This window comes from Mesorhizobium sp. M0340, assembly GCF_040321535.1.
Lineage (GTDB): Bacteria > Pseudomonadota > Alphaproteobacteria > Rhizobiales > Rhizobiaceae > Mesorhizobium.
The window spans coordinates 155882-176262 of the sequence record NZ_JAMYRR010000013.1 but is presented as its reverse complement, the minus strand read 5'-3'; the positions used below and the strand labels follow the sequence as shown (position 1 = coordinate 176262).

Here is a 20381-nt window from a genome sequence, read left to right as displayed (position 1 = left end):
CCAGACCAAGCGCCAGAGAGGCGACATGTTTCGAGGCGTAATTCGACGCAGAACCCCTCGGCGAGGGCCGCGCCGGTAGATCCCCGCTTCGCCAGCGACGCCTTGCACAGCGAAGGCCGCGTCCTTAGGGTCGCGCGATGAACTCGGGAGCAAAAATGCGTTTCGAAGGCACGGCGGCCTATGTTGCCGACAAGGATCTGATGGTGGCGGTCAACGCGGCGATCGCGCTTGAGCGGCCATTGCTGGTCAAGGGCGAGCCCGGCACCGGCAAGACCGAACTTGCCCGTCAGGTGGCGGCAGCGCTCGGCCTGGATTTGATCGAATGGCACGTCAAATCGACCACCCGGGCGCAGCAGGGCCTCTATGAATATGATGCCGTCTCGCGGCTGCGCGACAGTCAGCTCGGCGACGAGCGCTTCAACGACATCCGCAATTACATCAAGCGCGGCAAGCTGTGGGACGCCTTCGCCGCCGGCAAGAAGGTGGTGCTTCTGATCGACGAGATCGACAAGGCCGATATCGAATTCCCCAACGATCTGTTGCAGGAACTGGATAGGATGGAGTTCTTTGTCTACGAGACCGGCCAGACCATCCGCGCCACCGTCCGGCCGATCGTCATCATCACCTCCAACAACGAAAAAGAGCTGCCGGACGCCTTCCTGCGCCGCTGCTTCTTCCACTACATCCGCTTTCCCGACGTCGAGACGCTGCACAAAATTGTCGACGTGCACTATCCCGGCATCAAGCAGAACCTGGTGCGCGCCGCACTCACGCAATTCTATGAAATCCGCGATGTGCCGGGCCTCAAGAAGAAGCCGTCGACCTCCGAGGCACTCGACTGGATCCGCCTGCTGGTTGCCGACGACATCGCGCCCGAGGATCTGCGCGCCGACGCGAAGAACGCGCTGCCCAAGCTGCACGGCGCCTTGTTGAAGAACGAACAGGACGTGCATCTGTTCGAGCGCCTGGCCTTCATGGCGAGACGGCAAGGGTGAGGGGCGGTCGACGAAAGCCGCCGGACAGCGCTTTCCCGTCGCTGGACCGTTGCCGCCAGCGAGGCGTGAAGGCAGCTTCGTGTTGCCGAGTTCAGAGGGAAATGAAATGACCGAGATCACCGTCCGCCCGCTTGCGCAATCCGACCATGCCGACTGGCGGCGTCTGTGGACCGCCTATCTCACCTTCTACGAAACCAAGCTGCCGGAAGACGTTTACGCCGTCACCTGGAAGCGGCTGTTCACGGCGGGCGAGTTCGAGCCAAAGGGTTTTGTCGCCACCCTCGACGGCAAGGCCGTCGGCCTGACGCACTATCTCTACCATCGCTCCTGCTGGTCGCAGATAAATAACTGTTATCTGCAGGACCTGTTCGCCGACCCCGATGTGCGCGGCAAGGGCGTCGGCGCCGCCCTGATCGAAGCGGTCAAGCAGGAAGCCGGCAAGATCGGCGTCAAGAACGTCTACTGGATGACGCACGAAACCAACACCACCGCACGCAAGCTCTACGACCACGTGGCGCGCAGGACCGGCTTTATCGAATATGATCTGCTCTGATGAAGCCAACGATTGAAATAATCACCTGTGCGCAATATATTGCGCACGATCAGGGGCGACAGTGCCGCGGATCGAGACCAACACGCGCAAGATTGTCACGAGGCTTTTACGTGACGGCTGGGTGAACGTAGGCGGCGGCAAACACGAGAAGTACGAGCATCCGGAAAGGCCGGAGATCATGATTATCGTGCCGCGGCATCGCGAACAATCTCTAGGTGTTGCGCGGTCGATCGCCCGGCTTGCTGGATGGATTTAAGGACGAATCATGACGCACTATGTCGGAATTCTTGACGGCGCAGATGAAGTCTGGGGAGTGCGGGTGCCTGATCTTCCCGGATGTCACGGCGGTGGCGCAAGTCCCGAAGAGGCGATAGCCGATGCGACTTCTGCCGTTCGCGAATGGGCAGAGACACGAATGGCGAAGAACTTGCCCTTGCCCGCCGCGCGCACTGTGGCAGATCTGCTCCGACTGGGCGAAGTCGACAGCGCTGCCGGTGAATCCGCCGTGATGATCCCTGTGCTGATCGATTCCGGACGGCCTGTCCGGGCCAATCTGTCGCTCGACGCAGGTCTTTTGGCGGCAATCGACGAAGAAGCGCGTCGGCGTGGTCTGACGCGTTCCGCCTTTATCGCCAGCGCCGCACGGGAGAAGATCGAGGGACACAGATAAAATCGGACCATGTTCATCCCCTTCTTCCTCGAACTGAAGGCAGCGCGGGTTCCGGTCTCGCTCCGCGAATATCTGTCGCTGCTGGAGGGGTTGGAAGCCGGGCTGGTCGACTATGACGTCGAGGGCTTTTACTACCTCGCCCGCGCCGCGCTGGTGAAGGACGAGCGCCACATCGACCGCTTCGACCAGGTCTTTTCGCACATCTTCAAAGGTGTCGAGACGCTGGCTGGCGAAAACGTGGTCGACGTCGAAAACATCCCGGAGGAATGGCTGCGGAGGCTCGCTGAAAAGCACCTGTCGGACGAGGAGAAAAAACTGGTCGTGGCGCTGGGTGGCTTCGAAAAGCTGATGGAGACGCTGAAGAAACGACTGGAGGAGCAAAAGGGCCGGCATCAGGGCGGTTCGAAATGGATCGGCACCGGCGGCACCTCGCCCTTCGGCGCCTATGGCTACAATCCCGAAGGCGTGCGCATCGGCCAGCATGAAAGTCGCAACCGCCGTGCGGCAAAAGTCTGGGACAGGCGCGAGTTCAGGAATTTCGATGACGCCGTCGAACTCGGCACCCGCAACATCAAGGTCGCGCTGAAGCGCTTGCGCCGCTGGGTGCGCGAAGGCGCCGAAGAGGAATTCGACCTGCCTGGCACCATCCACGCCACCGCCGAGCACGGTTATCTTGACGTCAAGACACAACCCGAACGTCGCAATGCCGTGAAGCTGCTGATGTTCTTCGATGTCGGCGGCTCGATGGACGACCATATCAGGAGTGTCGAGGAGCTGTTTTCGGCCGCCCGCGCCGAATTCCGCCAGCTCGAATATTTCTACTTCCACAACTGCCTCTACGAAGGCGTGTGGAAGGATAATCGCCGCCGCCATGCCGAGGTGATTCCGACCTTCGACCTCCTCCATAAATATGGCCCCGACTACAAGGTGATCGTCGTCGGCGACGCCTCGATGAGCCCCTATGAGATCGCCCATCCCGGCGGCTCGGTCGAGCATTGGAACAAGGAGGCCGGCGCCGTCTGGCTCGGCAGGCTGCTGCAGCAATGGCCGAACGCCATTTGGCTCAATCCGGAAGACGCGAAGAACTGGGGCTATACCCATTCCATTGCCATGATCCGCGATATCTTTGGCGGCCGCATGTTTCCGCTGACGCTCGCCGGCCTCGAAGCCGCGACGAAGCAACTTTCAAGGAAGCACTGAATGGATCCACGCAAAACAGGACGGTCGACCTGTTTCCTTTGCCTGCAATGCGGTGTCCAGTTCGCGGCGACGGCGACGCCGCCGCAACATTGCCCGATCTGCGAAGACGAGCGGCAATATGTGCGCTGGGAGGGCCAGGCCTGGATCACGCCGGAAGAGCTCGCAGGCGGGCATCGGGTCGTGATCAAGGATGATGCCGGCGTGCTCGCCTTCGGCATAGAGCCGCGCTTCGCCATCGGCCAGCGGGCGTTGCTGGCGCAAACGCCGCACGGCAATGTGCTGTGGGACTGCATCTCGATGGTCAGCGACGAGGCGGTGGCCGAGATCAACCGCCGGGGCGGCCTGGCCGCCATCGCCATTTCGCATTGCCATTATTATTCGGCAATGGTCGAGTGGAGCGAGGCGTTTGGCGGCGTGCCGATTTATCTGCACGCCGATGATCGTCAGTGGATCATGCGGCCGCATCCGGCGATCATCAGTTGGGAAGGCGAAACGCGCGCCATCAACCCGTCGCTGACGCTCATCCGCTGCGGCGGCCACTTTGCCGGTGGCCAGGTGCTGCACTGGAAGCGCGACGGCGGCAATGCCATGCTGGCCGGCGACATCCTGCAGGTGACGCCTACGCGCCGTCATGTCAGCTTTATGTACAGCTATCCGAACTATATCCCGCTCAACGCGACGAAAGTGCTCGGCATCAAGGCCGCGCTGGAGCCTTTCACGTTCGACCATATCTACGGCGCATGGTGGAACCAGAATGTCATCGGAGACGCAAAGGCGGCATTTTCAGCATCGGTTGCACGCTATCTCGCGGCCATCGCCTGAGGAATTCGTCGCAGCAGGATAGGAAATACGAGCGAACGCCGTAACAAATGCCTATTTCAGGCGAAGTTGGGAAGGCAACCCAAATAGCGACATAAGCTAAGAGGAAAAAATGGACAGCCACACCTACCCCGTTACCCGCACCGATGCCGAATGGCGCGCCCGGCTGACGCCCGAGCAATATGCGGTGATGCGCAACCATGGCACCGAGCGGCCGGGAAGCTGCGCCCTGCTGCACGAGAAGCGCGCCGGCACCTTCTCCTGCGTCGGCTGCGACCAGCCCTTGTTTGAATCCAAGCTGAAATTCGAGAGCGGCACCGGCTGGCCGAGCTTCAACGATCCCGTGCCGGGCTCGGTCGAGACCACCGTCGACCGCAGCTACGGCATGGTCCGTACCGAGTGCCATTGCGCCCGCTGCGGCAGCCATCTCGGCCACGTCTTCGAGGACGGCCCGCCGCCGACTGGCCTGCGCTATTGCATCAACGGCGTGGCGCTCAAATTCGAGCCGGCCGCCTGATCGTCAGGCCACAACCACCAGGATCAGCCACAACGTGGCGCCAAGCGTCATCAGCGAGGCCTTGGCGCCAAGCGTCATCAGCGAGGCCTTGGCGCCACTCGATTTTCCGGCAGTTCGCCAAACGGCAAAGGTCAGGAAGATATTATAGGGCACCGGCGCGAAATGCACCGCCAGGACTAGCGCAAGCGGCAGCTTCAGCCCAAGCAGAATGAGCGCCGCCACCGACAACGCGATGTTGATCGCTGTGCCGACAACGACCATGTCGCGCCAGAACAGCCGATCGAGCGGCACGCCGCCCAGCCAGCGTGAGCGGAAGAAGGCGGCAACGCGCGACATGATCGTCATCGATCGACCGGCTCCCTCGCTCTGCTCACCAGAGCGGTTCTAAGGATTGCGTCTGGAAATCCTGCTTTATTCCTGACCCAGAACTTCGGCAATCGCGCGCTCGAAACGTGAGGCTTCCGTAACCAGCCAGTCGGTCATCGCCGGCCAATTGTCTTGGGCAAAACAATTCACCCGCCACATCGAATTGATGCCTAGGCCGTCGCAACTTTGTTCTGGCCTGAGCTTCAGCCTGTCTTCGATGGCCGGCTGAAACGGCTTCAACCGCGACCAGGCTTGCGTGGCACCGAGCTTCTCGTTGCGGCCGAAGAAGACGCCGACATGATTGTGCGCAGGCGCGACATACATGGAAATGACCAATGCGAAGTCGGGCAGCCCACGCTGCCAGAACCACGGTCCGCGCCTCGCCAGCAGAGCCCTTTCATCCGGATGCCGTTCCGCGAACAGCGTCCAGAAGCTGCGTTGGCGGAATTCAGAGGCGCGGCGGGCGCCAAAATCGAATTCGCTCATCGTTCGATGCTCGCTCCAGCATCAGGCCGAGACTGTTGCCGAGACTGTTTCGAAATTCGCTCTGGCGGGTCGTATGGTGGTGGTTTCGAGAACCGGAGCGCAGCGGACTTTTAGGTCCGTGAACATCGGAAGCGCCGAAAACACCATCGGATTGCCGCCGGAGTAGAATTTCCAGACAGTCTCTACACCATTCCAAGCGCGGCCTTGTAGAGGTCGAGAATGGATTCCTCTTCCTGCCGCTCGGCCTGGTCTTTCTTGCGCAGCCGGATGATCGACCGCATCGCCTTGGTGTCGAAGCCGGTGCCCTTGGCCTCTGCAAACACTTCCTTGATGTCGTCGGCAATCGTCTTCTTCTCTTCCTCGAGCCGCTCGATGCGTTCGATGAAGGCGCGCAGCTGGCCGGCGGCAACAGTCTGGCTGGTCTCGGTGATGTCGTCGGCCATATTCTTCTCTCCGCGTCGTTTCTCGCCGCGACTCGGGGTAACCCGAGCGGCGAATTGCAGCGGTTCGATGCCCGACCGGGCGCGGCGGGTCAAGGTGCTATCGATGCGGCATGAAGGGGTTGGGCACGCCTTAAGGTGTGTTGAGATTCAGGTCAGGCCGAGCCGAAAACGATGGCTGCCGAGAACCGGAGCGGAGCGTACCTGAGTGCGTGAGCACCGGAAGCGCAGGAAGCCGGCGTTTACAGGCCGGCATCACCTGAAACTCAACACACCTTACCCGAATGCGATCAGCAGATCCTTTGCATCGATCTGGTCGCCGGCCTTGACCAGCACCTCGGCTATGGTGCCGTCGCGTTCGGCATGCAACGCCGTTTCCATTTTCATCGCTTCGATCGACAGCAGCACGTCACCGGCCTTTACCGCCTGGCCGGCAGCGACCGCAAGCGCCGAGACGACGCCCGGCATCGGCGCGCCGACATGCGCCTCATTGCCCGGCTCCGCCTTGCGCCGTACCTTGGCGGCGGAGGCGCCATGCGCCCGGTCCGGCACCTTCACCCGGCGCGGCTGCCCGTTGAGTTCGAAGAACACGGTGACCATGCCCTTTTCGTCGACATCGCCCATGGCAAGGCAGCGCACCACCAGCGTTTTGCCTTTTTCGATATCGACGAAAATCTCGTCTTCCGGCTTCATGCCGTAGAAATAGGTCGGCGTTGGCAGCACGCTGACCGGCCCGTAGGTCTCCTGCGCGGCGGCAAAATCGGAAAACACCTTCGGATACATCAGCCACGACGCGAACTCGAACTCACTGAGCTTGCGCTCGAGTTTTTCCTCGACCTCCGTGCGACTCGCCTTGAGGTCCGCCGGTTTGAGCAGCGAACCTGGCCGCACCGTGATCGGCTTTTCGCTCTTCAGCACCTTCTTCTGCAATGACTTTGGCCAGCCGCCCGGTGACTGGCCGAGATCGCCGCGCAACATCGACACCACCGAATCCGGGAAGGCGATGTCCCGCGCCGGATTCTCGACATCGGCGACGGTCAGGTCCTGGCTGACCATCATCAGCGCCATGTCGCCGACGACCTTGGACGACGGCGTCACCTTGACGATGTCGCCGAACATCAGATTGACGTCGTGATAGGTCTGCGCCACTTCATGCCAGCGTGTCTCCAGCCCGAGCGAGCGCGCCTGTTCCTTGAGGTTGGTGAACTGACCGCCCGGCATTTCGTGCAGATAGACCTCCGATGCCGGCCCCTTCAGGTCGCTTTCGAAGGCTGCATATTGGTTGCGCACCGCCTCCCAGTAGAACGAGATGTGCCTGATCCATTGCGGGTCGAGACCCGGGTCGCGCTCGGTGCCTTTCAGCGCCTCGACGATCGAACCCAGGCATGGCTGCGAGGTGTTGCCCGATAGCGAATCCATCGCCGCGTCGATGGCGTCGACGCCGCTCTCCACCGCCGCCAGCACGGTTGCCGCCGACAGGCCGGATGTATCGTGGGTGTGGAAGTGGATCGGCAGGTCCGTCGCCTCGCGCAGCGCCTTGAACAGCACGCGGGCCGCCGCCGGTTTCAAAAGCCCGGCCATATCCTTGACGGCGATGATATGGGCGCCCGCCGCGTGCAATTCCCTGGCCAGGCCGACATAGTATTTCAGATCGTATTTGGCCCGCGCCGGATCGAGTATGTCGCCGGTATAACAGATCGCCGCTTCGATCAGCTTGCCCTCGGCGCCGACCGCATCCATGGCGACGCGCATGTTCTCGACCCAGTTCAGGCAGTCGAAGACGCGAAACAGGTCGATGCCGCCGGCAGCGGCCTGGCGGACGAAATGCTGGACGACGTTGTCGGGATAGTTGGTATAGCCAACGCCATTGGCGCCGCGCAGAAGCATCTGCAGAAGAAGGTTGGGTGCCGCCTCGCGCACTTTGCTCAGCCGCTCCCATGGGTCCTCGGTGAGAAAGCGCATGGCGACGTCGAATGTGGCGCCGCCCCAGCATTCGAGCGACAAAAGCTGCGGCAGAGCACGCGCATAGGTGCCGGCAATTCCGGCGATGTCATAGGTGCGCACACGCGTCGCGAGCAAGGATTGGTGCCCGTCGCGCATTGTCGTGTCGGTGACCAGCACCTCTTTTTGCTCGCGCATCCAGGCGGCGAATTTCTCCGGCCCGAGCACGTCGAACTTCTGCTTGCTGCCTTGAGGCACATTGCCGTTGAGATATGGCACCACCGGCGGCGCCGCATCGGCCTTTGGCTGCGGCCGGCCGCGCGTCTCGGGATGGCCATTGACCGAAACATCGGCAAGATAGTTGAGCAGCTTGGTCGCGCGGTCCTGCCGTTTCACGCTGGCGAACAGTTCCGGCGTCGTGTCGATGAACTTGGTGGTGTAGGAATTGTCGGCGAAGCTCCGGTGATTGATGATCGCCTCGAGGAAGGTGAGATTGGTCGCCACGCCGCGGATGCGGAATTCGCGCAGGGCCCGGTTCATGCGGGCGATGGTCTCGGCCGGCGTCGGCGCCCACGCTGTTACCTTTTCCAGCAGCGGATCGTAGAAGCGGGTGATCACCGCGCCCGAATAGGCGGTGCCCCCATCAAGGCGGATGCCGAAGCCGGTGGCACCGCGATAGGCGGTGATGCGGCCATAATCGGGGATGAAATTATGTTCGGGATCTTCCGTGGTGATGCGGCACTGCAGGGCGTGACCGTTGAGCCTGATGTCCTTTTGCGCCGGCACGCCCGATTCCGCCGTGCCGATGGCAAAGCCGTCGAGAATATGGATCTGCGCCTTGACGATGTCGATGCCGGTCACCTGTTCGGTGACGGTGTGCTCGACCTGGATGCGCGGATTGACCTCGATGAAATAGAATTTTCCGGTGTCGGCATCCTGCAGGAACTCGACCGTGCCGGCGCCGATATAGCCGGTTTGGCGCGCAATTCTCAGCGCGTAGCCGCAAAGCTCTTCGCGTTGTGACATTTCGAGATACGGCGCCGGCGCCCGCTCGACGACCTTCTGGTTGCGGCGCTGGATCGAACAATCGCGCTCGAACAGGTGCACGGCGTTGCCTTGGCGGTCGCCCAGCACCTGCACCTCGACATGGCGGGCGCGCTCGATCAGCTTCTCGAGATAGACCTCGTCCTTGCCGAAAGCCGCCTTCGCCTCACGCTTGCCCTCCATGACCTCGCGGGCGAGATCGGCCTCGGAGCGGATGGCGCGCATGCCGCGGCCGCCGCCGCCCCAGGATGCCTTGAGCATCACCGGGTAGCCGATCGTCCTGGCGAGTTCCCTTACCGCCGCCATGTCGTCCGGCAAGGGATCGGTAGCGGGAATTACCGGCACGCCGACTTCGATCGCGAGATTGCGCGCGGCGACCTTGTTGCCCAGCCTGCGCATCGTGTCGGGCTTTGGCCCGATGAAGATGATGCCGGCCTTGGCGCAGGCCTCGGCGAATTCCGGGCTCTCCGAGAGCAGCCCGTAACCCGGATGGATGGCGTCGGCGCCCGAAAGCCTGGCGACGCGGATAACCTCCTCGATCGACAGATAGCTTTCGATCGGCCCCATATCCCTGGCCAGATGCGGCCCGCGCCCGACCTGGTAACTTTCGTCGGCCTTGAAGCGATGCAGGGAGTATTTGTCCTCCTCTGCCCAGATCGCCACGGTTTTAAGGCCGAGCTCATTGGCCGCGCGGAAGACGCGGATGGCTATTTCGGAGCGGTTGGCGACAAGGATCTTCGAGATTGCCAAGGACAGGGCTCCGGACGCCGGGAAGGGAACTGCCGGACATGATTAGCGCGAAAATGCTGCAGTGCAAACAAAATCGAAAAGAGCATTAAACCGATTTAGTTTGATCTATCGCGTTGACGCATTGCGTGTCGATCCGGACAACGCCTGGGCAGTTCCGATCCAGGCTTTCGGGAACTCTCATAAAAAATGCCCGGCGCGAGGCGCCGGGCATTCTCATGTAGCAACGTCCGGTTATTTGCCGGGTTCGTTCTCGACATAGGTGTACTTGCCGTCGTCACCCTTCTTCCAGGTGTACATGACGTAGTCCGGACGGGTGATATCGCCCTTTGCGTCGTAGCCGATCTCGCCGATCGCAGTCTTCCAGGGGCCGGCCGACTTGATGGTCTCGGCTACCTTCTGAGCGTCATCGGCTGAGCCGGTCTTGGTGATGGCGGCCGCGATGATTTCCATCGCTGCGTAGGAGTAGAGCGTATAAGCCTCAGGCTCGAAGCCGGCCGCACGGAACTTCTCGACGAGTTCCTTGGCGTTCGGATTCTTGCGCGGATCCGGAGCGAACGTCATCAGCGTGCCCTCGACGGCGTCGCCGGCGATCGAGGCCAATTCGTTCGAGACGATGCCGTCGCCGGACATGAAGGTTGCCTTGAGGCCCTGGTCGGCGAGCTGGCGTATGATCAGGCCGGCTTCGGTGTGCAGGCCACCATAGTAGACGACCGAGACGCCCGCATCCTTCATCTTGGCGATGAGGGCCGAGAAATCCTTGTCGCCGACATTGATGCCTTCATACATGGCCTCAGTCACGCCGTTGGCTGCGAGCGCCTTCTTGGTTTCGTCGGCGAGGCCCTGGCCATAAGGCGTCTTGTCATGGATGACAGCGATCTTGGCATCCTTGAAGTTCGCGGCGAGATAGTCGCCAGCGACCTTGCCCTGCTGATCGTCGCGTCCGCAGGTGCGGAAGGTGTTCCACATGCCACGTTCGGTGAACTTCGGATTGGTCGCGGCCGGCGTGATCTCGAGGATGCCGTTCTCGGCGTAGACTTCCGATGCCGGGATGGAGACGCCGGAGTTGAAGTGGCCATCGACGTACTTGACGCCGTCGGCGACGAACTTGTTGGCGACCGAGATGCCTTGCTTGGGATCGGAGACGTCGTCGCCGACTTCAAGCTTGAGCTGCTGGCCAAGAACGCCGCCCGCCGCATTGATATCGGCGACCGCCTGTTCGGCACCCTTCTGAAGCTGGGCACCGAACGCTGCATTCGGACCGGTGATCGGACCGGCAACGCCGATTAGGATGTCAGCCCACGCGTTGCCGCTGAACGCGACAAGCGCGGTCAGTGCGACGGCGGACAAAAGTGACTTTTTCATTGAAACGCTCCCATTTACCGAGTGGGCGTGGATGTTGCTTTCATGCGATGCCCACTCTTGCTCGCAGAAAGAGTACTTTGCCGATTTTCAGGCACTTGTCACGCCGATTCATCCCTGAAACGCCGTTAATGATAAATGTCAACCTTTCGGTTTCCAGCTCAAAAGAGAGGCTCTTTCGTAAAGCCAATTATACTGCGTTACCATCTGGTTCGTGCGCGTGTATTGGTAGCCAATGAAGCCCAATATCATCAGCACGATGGTATCGACCACGTAGTAATGCAGCGAAAACATCGTTCCGCCGAACAGCGCATGATGGATGAATCTTACGCCGATGCCGAGCCCCAGCATATAGGCGAATAGCTGGGCGAAGCTGCGCCATGTCTGGGCACACGCCTTGCCCGTCATCCAGGCCGCCCAGCCGCCGAGCAGGCAGGTGACGAAAAAGAACTGCCAAATCGAGGGTTCCTCATAAAGAATGCCCTGCATGATGAAGACTCCTGAAACTCAGTGATGGCCGCCCTCGAGATAGGCGGCGCGCACTTCCGGATTGGCGAGCAGTTCCTTGCCGGTGCCGCTCATCGTCACATTGCCGTTGACCATGACATAGCCGCGCGTGGCGAGCTTCAGTGCGCCGAAGGCGTTCTGCTCGACCAGGAACACGGTCAGTCCCTGCGTGCGGTTCAGCTCGCGAATGGCGTCGAATATCTGCTTGACGATCAGCGGCGCCAGGCCTAGCGACGGCTCATCCAGCAAGAGCAGCTTCGGCCTTGCCATCAGCGCGCGGCCGATCGATAGCATCTGCTGCTCGCCGCCCGAAAGCGTGCCGCCACGTTGGCTGACGCGTTCCTTGAGCCGCGGGAACAGCGTAAAGACCCTTTCGACATCCTCGTCGTAATGCTTGAGACCGTCGAGGCTGGCGCCCATCTGCAGGTTTTCCATCACCGTCATGCGCGGAAAGATGCGCCGGCCCTCCGGCGACTGCGCGATACGCATGCGCGCGATCTCGTGGGTTGGCATCTGGGTGATATCGGTGCCGGCGAAGGTGATGGTGCCGGCACGAGCGCGCGGAGCACCGAAGATAGTCATCATCAGTGTCGATTTGCCGGCGCCGTTGGCGCCGATCAGCGCCACGATCTCGCCCTGTTTGACGGTGACGTCGACGCCGTTCAGCGCCCTGATGTTGCCGTAGTAGGTCTGGACGCCCTTGATATCGAGCAGCGTTGTGCCGGCCATTATTTCCGCCCCCCACGCCGATTAGAGGTGCCGGGAGTTTTCGACTTCGCCGGAGCCTTGCCCGGCTCTGCCGTGGAAGATTTCGCGGCCGATTTGGCTTTGGCCGGCGATCCGGACTTTGCAGCAGCAGCGCTCGACCTTGCATCGATCTGCCCGGCCTTCGAAGCGCCCTTTGACACTGTGACGCGTTCGCCCTCGCTATGGCCGACCGTATCGGCCACCGGTCCGGCAAGATAGGAAGACGATGTGCCCGGTCCATGCGCAGCATCCGGACCCGTATCCAGTTGCTCGATGACGTCCTCGTCGCCGACTTCAGTCAGTACCGTCTCGACGTCCTCGTCTTCGACGCCGAGATAGGCGGCGATGACGCGCGGGTCGGTTCGTACCGATTGCGGGTTGCCGTCGGAGATCTTGCGCCCGTATTCGAGCACGACGACATGGTCTGAAATCTGCATGACCACCGCCATGTCGTGCTCGATCAGAAGGATCGAGGTGCCGGTGTTGTCCTTGATGTCCATCAGCAGCGCATTGAGCGCCGCCGATTCCTTCGGATTAAGGCCGGCGGCCGGCTCGTCGAGGCAGAGAAGCTCAGGGCCGGTGCACATGGCGCGAGCAATTTCGAGCCGTCGCTGCGCGCCATATGGCAGATCGCCGGCAGGATCGTCAGCGCGGTCGACGAGATCGGCCTTCTCCAGCCAGTGCTCGGCGAGTTCAACCGATTCCGCCGAAGCCTGTCTGTATCCGCTATAACCGAACAGGCCGAGAATGGTATAGCCGGACGCCTTCATCAGCTTGTTGTGCTGGGCCACCAGCAGGTTCTCCAGCAGCGTCATGCCCGAGAACAGGCGGATGTTCTGGAAGGTGCGCGCCACCTTGGCACGCGCCGGGATCTCATGGTTCGGCAGGCGTTCAAGCAGGAAGGTCGAGCCGTCGCGCCGGTTGAGCGTGATCATGCCTTCCGACGGTTTGTAGAAACCGGTGATGCAATTGAACACGGTGGTCTTGCCGGCGCCGTTGGGACCGATCAGCGCGGTGATCTCGCCACGTTTGGCCTGGAACGACAAATCGCCGATGGCGACGAGACCGCCGAACTTCATCGACAGATGCTCGACCTGCAGGATGGCATCATTCACGGAGGGGCTCGCGTTCATCAGCCGTGTCCCTCCTTGGTGAAGGACCCGGACACCGCCCTGCGCACCTTGAGGAAGGCTGTCGGCTCGCGGCTGCCGACGAAGCCACGCGGCTTCCACAGCATGACGATGACCATGGCCATGCCGAACAACAGCATGCGATAAAGCTCCGGCGTGAAGTCGGGGCCGAACCCGGGTATGACCTTGATGTTGCCCCAACTCAGGCCGGTCTTGAGGAAATCCAGTTCGCGCAGGATTTCGGTGCCGCCGATCATCACCATGGCGGCGACGGCAATGCCGACCAGCGAGCCCATGCCACCAAGCACGACGATGGCAAGGATGATCGCCGATTCCAGGAAGACGAAGGATTCCGGGCTGACGAAGCCTTGCCGCGCCGCGAAGAACGAGCCGGCGAAGCCGCCGAACATCGCACCCGTGGCAAAGGCCGTGAGCTTGGTGGTGGTGGTGTTGATGCCGAGCGAGCGGCAGGCGATCTCGTCCTCGCGCAGCGCTTCCCAGGCGCGGCCGACCGGCAGGCGCCTGAGCCTCACCGTGACGAACGCGGTCAGCAGGCAGAGTCCAAGGATCAGGTAGTAGAGGAAGATCTTGTAGTAGGCACCGGACTGCGCGATGCCGAGCACCTTGGAGATGTAGTTCGGGTCGGAGACGTTGAACGACATCAGGCCGAAGAACGAGACCTTCGGGATGCCGGAAATCCCGGCCGAGCCGTTGGTCACTTCGCGCCAGTTGATGATCACCAGCCTTATGATCTCGCCGAAAGCGAGCGTCACGATCGCCAGATAGTCACCGCGCAGGCGCAACACAGGGAAGCCCAGCATCACGCCCCAGAATGCAGCCATCAGGCCGGCGGCGGGCAGCAGGATCCAGAAGGAAAGGCCGTAATGCGTGCCGAGCAGCGCATAGGCATAGGCACCGACGGCGTAGAAGGCGACATAGCCTAGGTCCAGCAGGCCGGCCAAGCCAATAACAATATTCAACCCCCAGGCCAGCATCACGTAGATCAGGATCTGGATGCCGAAATTGTCGACATACTTCAGCGAACCCTGGAAACCGGCCGCCATGGACCCGGCATATAGCGCCAGCACCAACACCACGATAATCGGGTACAGCGCCAGTGCGGTTATGCCCAATGCCGAGAAATGAGAATGAATGAAGGCCCGGAAACGATATATCAGCCAGGCTAGCGCATAGATGATTGCAAGTGCCCGCAGGAACCGCACAAAATCGGAAAGTTCCGGCCCTAAAGCCTCGGTCAGGAAGCCGCTGAGCGCGAGCAGAAGAACGGCGACGGCGAGCGCCACGATAAACGCGGGAAGGCGGAAGAATCGCGAAGCCAGGCTGACCGGCAGCAGGCCGGTGGCGACGTCGACGATCTTCTGGTTCGCCAGGAAGGGCTGGCCATAGGCGACATAAAGGAAGCGTCCGGCCATGGTGGCGATCACGACGCCGGCGAGCAAGCCCCAGCGCTGCACCAAGATCAGTTCGTTGGAGATGTTCTGGTCGGTCTTCAGGCCGATGAACAGCACGAACAGGCCAAGCGAGATGGCGCCGGCATAGAGCGCTTCGCGAAAAGCGCGCTGGACCGGGGTGGCGACGACGGTGCTTTCCGGAGACACGGTAACCGCCATGATCTCAGACCTTTTCGACTTCTGGCCGGCCGAGAATGCCGGAAGGCAGGAAGATCAGCACGATCGCCAGGATGGAGAAGGCGGCGACGTCCTTGTAGTCGATCGAGAAGTAAGCCGACCACATGCTTTCGATGAAGCCAATCATCAGCCCGCCGAGCACGGCGCCGGGCAGTGAGCCGATGCCGCCGAGCACCGCGGCAGTAAACGCCTTCACACCGGGCGTAAAGCCGTCGGAAAACACCACCACGCCGTAATACATCAGGAACAACGTGCCGGCGACGGCGGCGAGGGCGGCGCCCATGATGAAGGTGATCGAGATGGTGCGATCGACGTCGACGCCGAGCAGTGCGGCCATCTTGCGATCCTGCTCGCAGGCGCGCTGCGCCCGGCCGAGCGAGGTCTTGTTGACCAGGTACCAGAACACCGCGAGCAGGACTATGGTGACCAGGACGATGATGATCTGCTTCAGCGAGACGCTGATGCCTTCGATGTTGTAGACCGTGGACACCATTGGCGGGACCGGCTTGTTGCGCGGCCCTTGCGTCACCTGGACGAAATTGGACAGCGCAATCGACATGCCGATCGCAGTGATCAGCGGCGCCAGCCGGAATGAACCACGCAAAGGCCGGTAGGCCACCTTCTCGATCGTCCAATTATACAGGCTGGTCAGCAGCATCGCGACGATCATCATGATCAGCAGCGCAACGACGATCGGCAGCGAATAGAACAACGCACCGAGGATAAGGAAAACGATGAGTGCGGTGAAAGCGCCGATCATGAAAATGTCGCCATGGGCGAAATTGATCATGCCGATGATGCCGTAGACCATCGTATAGCCGATCGCTATCAGCCCATAGATCGATCCCAGCGTCAGCCCGTTGATAAGCTGCTGGACAAAATATTGCATGCTGTCGTGGCTCCCCTGGAATGTCGCCCATGCAGACGCATTCCTTTTCGTATTTTCCCTAGTCGTAAAGTTTCGAGCCCGGATTGCAACGTGATTTTTCGATCATTACGCGTGTTTTCGCCGCACGTCGTCCGATTGCCCGTTTTGTTCCCGTCCGCCCCCTGGACCATCGCGGACCCTACCATTGGCCTAACGCAATGTCTTTGACGATTCAATCGCAGCATGCGCCCCATGTCGAAGAAATCGCCGTCAAAATAAGTTGATGAGCGGGATCGTTGCGCCGTCGAAGGCAATCCGTTTGCGCTCTCTTTCTTTCCCTTGCGTCAGCGTTTTCTCTATTTGACGACGAAGCCGTGTGCAAACGGGTCGCGGTCGTCGATGAAGATCGTGTTCAATCCAGTCATCCGCGCCCACCCGCCGATCGACGGAATGATTGCCGGCTTGCCGGCGACGGTGACCTCTTTCTCCACCCTGCCCTTGAACAGCGACCCGATGATCGATTCATGGACGAAGTCGTTGCCGACCCCAAGCTTGCCCTTGGCGTGAAGCTGCGCCATCCGCGCCGAGGTGCCGGTGCCGCAGGGCGAGCGGTCGATTGCCTTGTCGCCGTAGAAGACGGCGTTGCGGGCATCGGCTTGCGGGTTGGCCGGCGCGCCGGTCCACAATATGTGCGACAGCTTGTCGATGCCCGGATTCTCCGGGTGGACGAAGGAATATTTCTCGTTGAGCCGCTGCCGCACCACCGGGCTCCAGGCGATCAGCTCGCCGGCCGAATGGTCGGCCATGTCGCGATAGTTCTTTTGCGGTTCGACGATGGCGTAGAAATTGCCGCCGTAGGCGACATCGACGCTGACCTCGCCGAGCCCGGGGCATTCGACCGTCAGTCCCTCGGCATAGAGGAAGGACGGCACATTGGTGATGCGCACCTCCTCGACATAATCGCCGACTTGGCTGTACTCGGCGACGACCACGCCCGCCGGCGTATCCAACCTGAGCACGCCCGGCGTCTTCGGTTTGATCAATCCATTTTCGACGGCAAAGGTCACCGTGCCGATGGTGCCGTGGCCGCACATCGGCAGGCAGCCCGAGGTTTCGATGAACAGGATGGCGATGTCGCAATCCTCGCGCGTCGGCGGATAGAGGATCGAGCCGGACATCATGTCATGGCCGCGTGGCTCGAACATCAGGCCGGTGCGGATCCAGTCGTATTCGGCCAGGAAATGCGCTCGCCGCTCCATCATCGTCGAGCCGTTGAGCAGCGGTCCGCCGCCGGCAACCAGCCGCACCGGATTGCCGCAGGTGTGGCCGTCTATGCAGAAGAAGGAATGCTTGGCCATGCCGGCTCCCAACTGAATGTCTTCGATCTCAAAACCGTTGCGGGCTGAACGGACCGAGATCGAGCGATGGACTCTGCCCGAGAACGAGCTCGCGGATCAAGCGTCCGGTCGCCGCGGCCTGGGTCAGGCCGAGGTGACCATGGCCGAAACCGTACACCACCGACGGCGTTTTTTGCGACTGCCCGATCACCGGCAGCGAATCCGGCAGCGACGGCCGGAACCCCATCCATTCGCGCCCATTGGCCGGATCCAGTCCCGGCAGGAATTTCTGCGCCTTTTCGAGCAGCGCTTTCGAGCGCGCATAATTGGGCGGCCTTTCAAGCCCGCCGAGTTCGACCGCACCACCGACGCGCAGGCCCGTCTCGAGCGGCGTGATGACGAAGCCATGCCCGGAAAAGATCAATTGCCGCCTTACGTCGAAGGCAGTCTTCGGCAGCGTCGTGTTGTAGCCACGCTCGGTCTCCAGCGGGATTCCGTCGCCGAGATGTCTCGCCAGCAGGTGCGACCAGGCCCCGGCAGCGATGACGAGATGCTTCGCCCGTCGCCTCGTGCCGCCGGCCATGGTCAGGATCGCGCCGTCCTGTCCCGCCTCGACACGCTCGATCCGGGCCCTTTCGAACCCGGCGCCCAACCTCTCGGCATAGGCCCATAACGCCTTTCCAAGCCGCTTGGGGTCGGCGACGGTTTTCCACCCCGGCACGAACGTTCCCTTGACGAAGCGCGGCGACAGACCGGGCTGCAAGGCGGCGAGAGCGCTCCCCTCGACATGGCTGAAGCCGATGCCGAAGCGCTGCCTTGCCGCCCAGCCGGGCAGTGAGGCTTTGAACTCGGCTTCGCTTTCGTAGAGTTCGAGCGAGCCGTCCTCGTGCAGCATCGGCCGTGTGCCGGAACGGTCGAGCAAACCCATCCATTCCGCCTCCGCGAGCTTCATCATCCCGGCCTGTGCGGCAAGGCCGGCTTCATAGCGGTCGCTTCGGCCGGCGCGCCAGAAGCGGACCAGCCAGGGCAGCAGCTTCAGCAGATAGGCGGGTGGGATGCTGAGCGGGCCGAGCGGGTCGGCGAGCCATTTCGGCAGCTGCCTGATCATCCCCTTGTGGGCGAGCGGCAGCACGTCGGAGAAGGCAAAGGCGGCGGCATTGCCGGAACTGGTCTCCTCGCAGATCCCCGTCCGATCGAAGATCGTGACGTTTCGCCCCGCCTCGGCCAGAAATGCGGCAGCGCAGATGCCGATAATGCCGCCACCAATGATGGCGACATCGAGCGTAGCATTGTCATTCATTGCCATGCGCCGCGCTGCACATCTGCAAACACCCTCGAAGGCACTGGATCAGAATGCCGGCAGTTGCGGCCGCACGGCCAGCGCATCCCTGACGACCTTTTCGACTGCCTTGCGCCGCTCGCCCGACAATGGCTGGCGCGGCATGCGCACGCGGTCGTTGGTGTTGATCGCCAAAACTTCGGCGAGCTTGATGTTCTGCACCAGATAGGTCGAGACGTCGAGGTCGAGCAGCGGCCGGAACCAGCGGTAGATCTTCAACGCCTCCTCGCGGCGGCCCTGTCTCATCAGCTGGTAGATGGCGACGGTCTCGCGCGGGAACGCGGTGACCAAGCCCGCCACCCAGCCGATGGCGCCGACCGACAGCGCCTCAAAGGCGAGATTGTCGACGCCGGTGAACAGGTCGTAGCGGTCGCCGAGGCGGTTGATGATCTCGGTCGAGCGGCGGATGTCGTCCGAGGACTCTTTTATGGCGACGAAGCGCTGGTCCTTGGCCAACTCCTCCATCTGGTCAACGGTGACGTCGACGCGATAGGCAAGCCGGTTGGAGTAGATCATCACCGGCAGGTCGCCGGCCGCGGCGACGGCGCTGAGTGCCGCGACCGTCTCCTCGGCATTGGTATGGTAGATCGGGCTCGGCACCACCATCAAACCGTTGGCGCCTTCCTTGGCGGCGCGGCGTGCGATCGCCGCCGCCTCGCGTGTACCGGCCTCGTTGACCGTCAACAGCACCGGTTTTTTGCCGGCGATCTTCTGGGCGGTCTTCAGCACCGCGATCTTCTCGTCATGCGACAGCATCGGGCCTTCGCCGAGCGACCCGCAGACGATGATGCCGTCACAGCCGGCCTCCATCTGCAGCGCAAAGCAGCGCTCCATCTCGGCATGGTCGAGGCCGTCGTCCTCGGTGAATTTGGTCGTAACGGCGGGGAAGACTCCGGCCCACATGTCGATCGCTCCATCTGATATATCAGTCGTATATTTCTTAAGAAGCCGGCTGTCAACGTTGAATCCGATATGATATATCAACAATATATCAGGAGAAGCCGCATTGGTATATGACAGCCCGGGCTCCGAGTCGGCAACTGCGAAGGCCTACCGCAGGCTCGAGCACATGATCGTAACTCTCGAGCTGGCGCCGGCGAGCTTCATCACCGAGGGGGCGCTGATCGACAGGCTCGGCCTCGGCCGCACCCCGGTTCGCGAAGCGATCCAGCGGCTGGCTTGGGAGGGGCTGCTCGAGGTCCGGCCGCGCGCCGGCATTGCCATTGCCCCGCTGCACCCCGGCGACTGGCTGCGTGTCCTCGACGCCCGCCGTGGCGTCGAGGTGGTGCTTGCCCGCTCGGCCGCTCGCTTCGTCACCCGCGAGGCCGCCGACCTGTTCCATGACGCTGCCCTTGCCATGCAAAAGGCGGTGATTTCGGAAAATGTGTTTTACTTCATCCAGGCCGACAAGGCGCTCGACGAGGCGCTGGCGCTGGCTGCCGACAACCCGTTCGCCGCGCGCCTGGCGGCGCCCTTGCAAACCCACAGCCGCCGTTTCTGGTTCCGCTACAAGGCCGATACCGGCTTGGCCGAATCCGCCGAGCATCATGTCGCGCTGATCCGCTCGATTCTAGCCGGCGACGAGGAGGCCGCGGCCAAGGACGCCAAGCGCCTGATGGCACTATTGCGCGGCCATGCCGAGGCAGCTGCCACACGCTGAGCCT

The 20381-nt window shown here is 61.9% G+C and carries 20 protein-coding genes and 1 pseudogene; 8 read left to right on the top strand and 13 right to left on the bottom strand.

All coding sequences use genetic code 11. From position 1 onward, the window contains the following. Positions 1-155: 155 nt before the first annotated feature. The 7 genes from NKI79_RS19830 to msrB all read left to right on the top strand — a co-directional run bounded on the left by NKI79_RS19830 (position 156) and on the right by msrB (position 4754). Complete coding sequence (locus NKI79_RS19830; RefSeq protein WP_352801650.1) at positions 156-995, top strand: AAA family ATPase; 840 nt, start codon at positions 156-158, stop codon at positions 993-995. A 106-nt stretch (positions 996-1101) separates the two neighbouring features. Next, a complete protein-coding gene (locus NKI79_RS19825) occupies positions 1102-1548 on the top strand; it encodes a GNAT family N-acetyltransferase (protein ID WP_352479624.1) in 447 nt (148 codons plus the stop codon). Between the two features lie 61 nt (positions 1549-1609). Further along, on the top strand, positions 1610-1804 hold the full coding sequence (locus tag NKI79_RS19820) for a type II toxin-antitoxin system HicA family toxin (protein WP_352479623.1): 195 nt from the start codon (positions 1610-1612) through the stop codon (positions 1802-1804). Positions 1805-1813: 9 nt separating this feature from the next. Next, positions 1814-2218, top strand: a complete 405-nt coding sequence (locus NKI79_RS19815) for a type II toxin-antitoxin system HicB family antitoxin (RefSeq protein WP_352801648.1) — start codon at positions 1814-1816, stop codon at positions 2216-2218. A 9-nt stretch (positions 2219-2227) separates the two neighbouring features. After that, positions 2228-3418: a vWA domain-containing protein gene (locus NKI79_RS19810; RefSeq protein WP_352801646.1), complete on the top strand. Its 1191-nt coding sequence runs from the start codon at positions 2228-2230 to the stop codon at positions 3416-3418. Continuing rightward, positions 3419-4240: an MBL fold metallo-hydrolase gene (locus NKI79_RS19805; protein ID WP_352803590.1), complete on the top strand. Its 822-nt coding sequence runs from the start codon at positions 3419-3421 to the stop codon at positions 4238-4240. Positions 4241-4349: 109 nt separating this feature from the next. Next, the gene (gene msrB, locus NKI79_RS19800; protein WP_027152870.1) at positions 4350-4754 is read left to right on the top strand and encodes a peptide-methionine (R)-S-oxide reductase MsrB; all 405 of its coding nucleotides are present in this window, start codon (positions 4350-4352) and stop codon (positions 4752-4754) included. Positions 4755-4757: 3 nt separating this feature from the next. On the opposite strand, the gene NKI79_RS19795 is transcribed toward msrB, so the two are convergent. The 13 genes and pseudogenes from NKI79_RS19795 to NKI79_RS19735 form a co-directional block, all read right to left on the bottom strand. After that, on the bottom strand, positions 4758-5099 hold the full coding sequence (locus NKI79_RS19795; protein ID WP_352803587.1) for a hypothetical protein: 342 nt from the start codon (positions 5097-5099) through the stop codon (positions 4758-4760). Between the two features lie 66 nt (positions 5100-5165). Then, complete coding sequence (locus NKI79_RS19790; protein ID WP_352803584.1) at positions 5166-5606, bottom strand: hypothetical protein; 441 nt, start codon at positions 5604-5606, stop codon at positions 5166-5168. A 182-nt stretch (positions 5607-5788) separates the two neighbouring features. Further along, positions 5789-6049, bottom strand: a complete 261-nt coding sequence (locus NKI79_RS19785) for a DUF2312 domain-containing protein (protein ID WP_023719653.1) — start codon at positions 6047-6049, stop codon at positions 5789-5791. 273 nt (positions 6050-6322) lie between these two features. Beyond that, positions 6323-9781, bottom strand: coding sequence for a pyruvate carboxylase (gene pyc, locus NKI79_RS19780; protein ID WP_352803581.1), 3459 nt, complete (start codon positions 9779-9781; stop codon positions 6323-6325). 231 nt (positions 9782-10012) lie between these two features. Beyond that, positions 10013-11143: a branched-chain amino acid ABC transporter substrate-binding protein gene (locus NKI79_RS19775; RefSeq protein WP_254816422.1), complete on the bottom strand. Its 1131-nt coding sequence runs from the start codon at positions 11141-11143 to the stop codon at positions 10013-10015. A 138-nt stretch (positions 11144-11281) separates the two neighbouring features. Next, complete coding sequence (locus tag NKI79_RS19770; protein WP_254816421.1) at positions 11282-11629, bottom strand: DUF6867 family protein; 348 nt, start codon at positions 11627-11629, stop codon at positions 11282-11284. A gap of 18 nt (positions 11630-11647) precedes the next feature. Further along, entirely contained in the window at positions 11648-12376 is a 729-nt protein-coding gene (locus NKI79_RS19765) for an ABC transporter ATP-binding protein (RefSeq protein ID WP_352504920.1), read from the bottom strand. Between the two features lie 8 nt (positions 12377-12384). Continuing rightward, positions 12385-13527, bottom strand: a pseudogene (locus tag NKI79_RS19760) (ABC transporter ATP-binding protein); the annotation flags it as partial. After that, on the bottom strand, positions 13527-15155 hold the full coding sequence (livM, locus tag NKI79_RS19755) for a high-affinity branched-chain amino acid ABC transporter permease LivM (protein ID WP_352751239.1): 1629 nt from the start codon (positions 15153-15155) through the stop codon (positions 13527-13529). The pseudogene NKI79_RS19760 and the gene livM, both read right to left, overlap by 1 nt. 4 nt (positions 15156-15159) lie before the next feature. Continuing rightward, positions 15160-16062, bottom strand: coding sequence for a branched-chain amino acid ABC transporter permease (locus NKI79_RS19750; RefSeq protein WP_254816418.1), 903 nt, complete (start codon positions 16060-16062; stop codon positions 15160-15162). A 335-nt stretch (positions 16063-16397) separates the two neighbouring features. Beyond that, positions 16398-17399, bottom strand: a complete 1002-nt coding sequence (locus NKI79_RS19745; protein ID WP_352803578.1) for a 4-hydroxyproline epimerase — start codon at positions 17397-17399, stop codon at positions 16398-16400. A 28-nt stretch (positions 17400-17427) separates the two neighbouring features. Continuing rightward, a complete protein-coding gene (locus NKI79_RS19740; RefSeq protein ID WP_352803575.1) occupies positions 17428-18678 on the bottom strand; it encodes an NAD(P)/FAD-dependent oxidoreductase in 1251 nt (416 codons plus the stop codon). 48 nt (positions 18679-18726) lie between these two features. After that, entirely contained in the window at positions 18727-19620 is an 894-nt protein-coding gene (locus tag NKI79_RS19735; RefSeq protein WP_352504915.1) for a dihydrodipicolinate synthase family protein, read from the bottom strand. Positions 19621-19786: 166 nt separating this feature from the next. Here NKI79_RS19735 and NKI79_RS19730 point away from each other — a divergent pair, with 166 nt between their 5' ends. Then, positions 19787-20377 carry a GntR family transcriptional regulator gene (locus NKI79_RS19730; RefSeq protein WP_502895519.1) on the top strand — a complete coding sequence of 197 codons (591 nt, stop codon included), beginning with the start codon at positions 19787-19789 and terminating at the stop codon, positions 20375-20377. Positions 20378-20381: the final 4 nt, after the last annotated feature.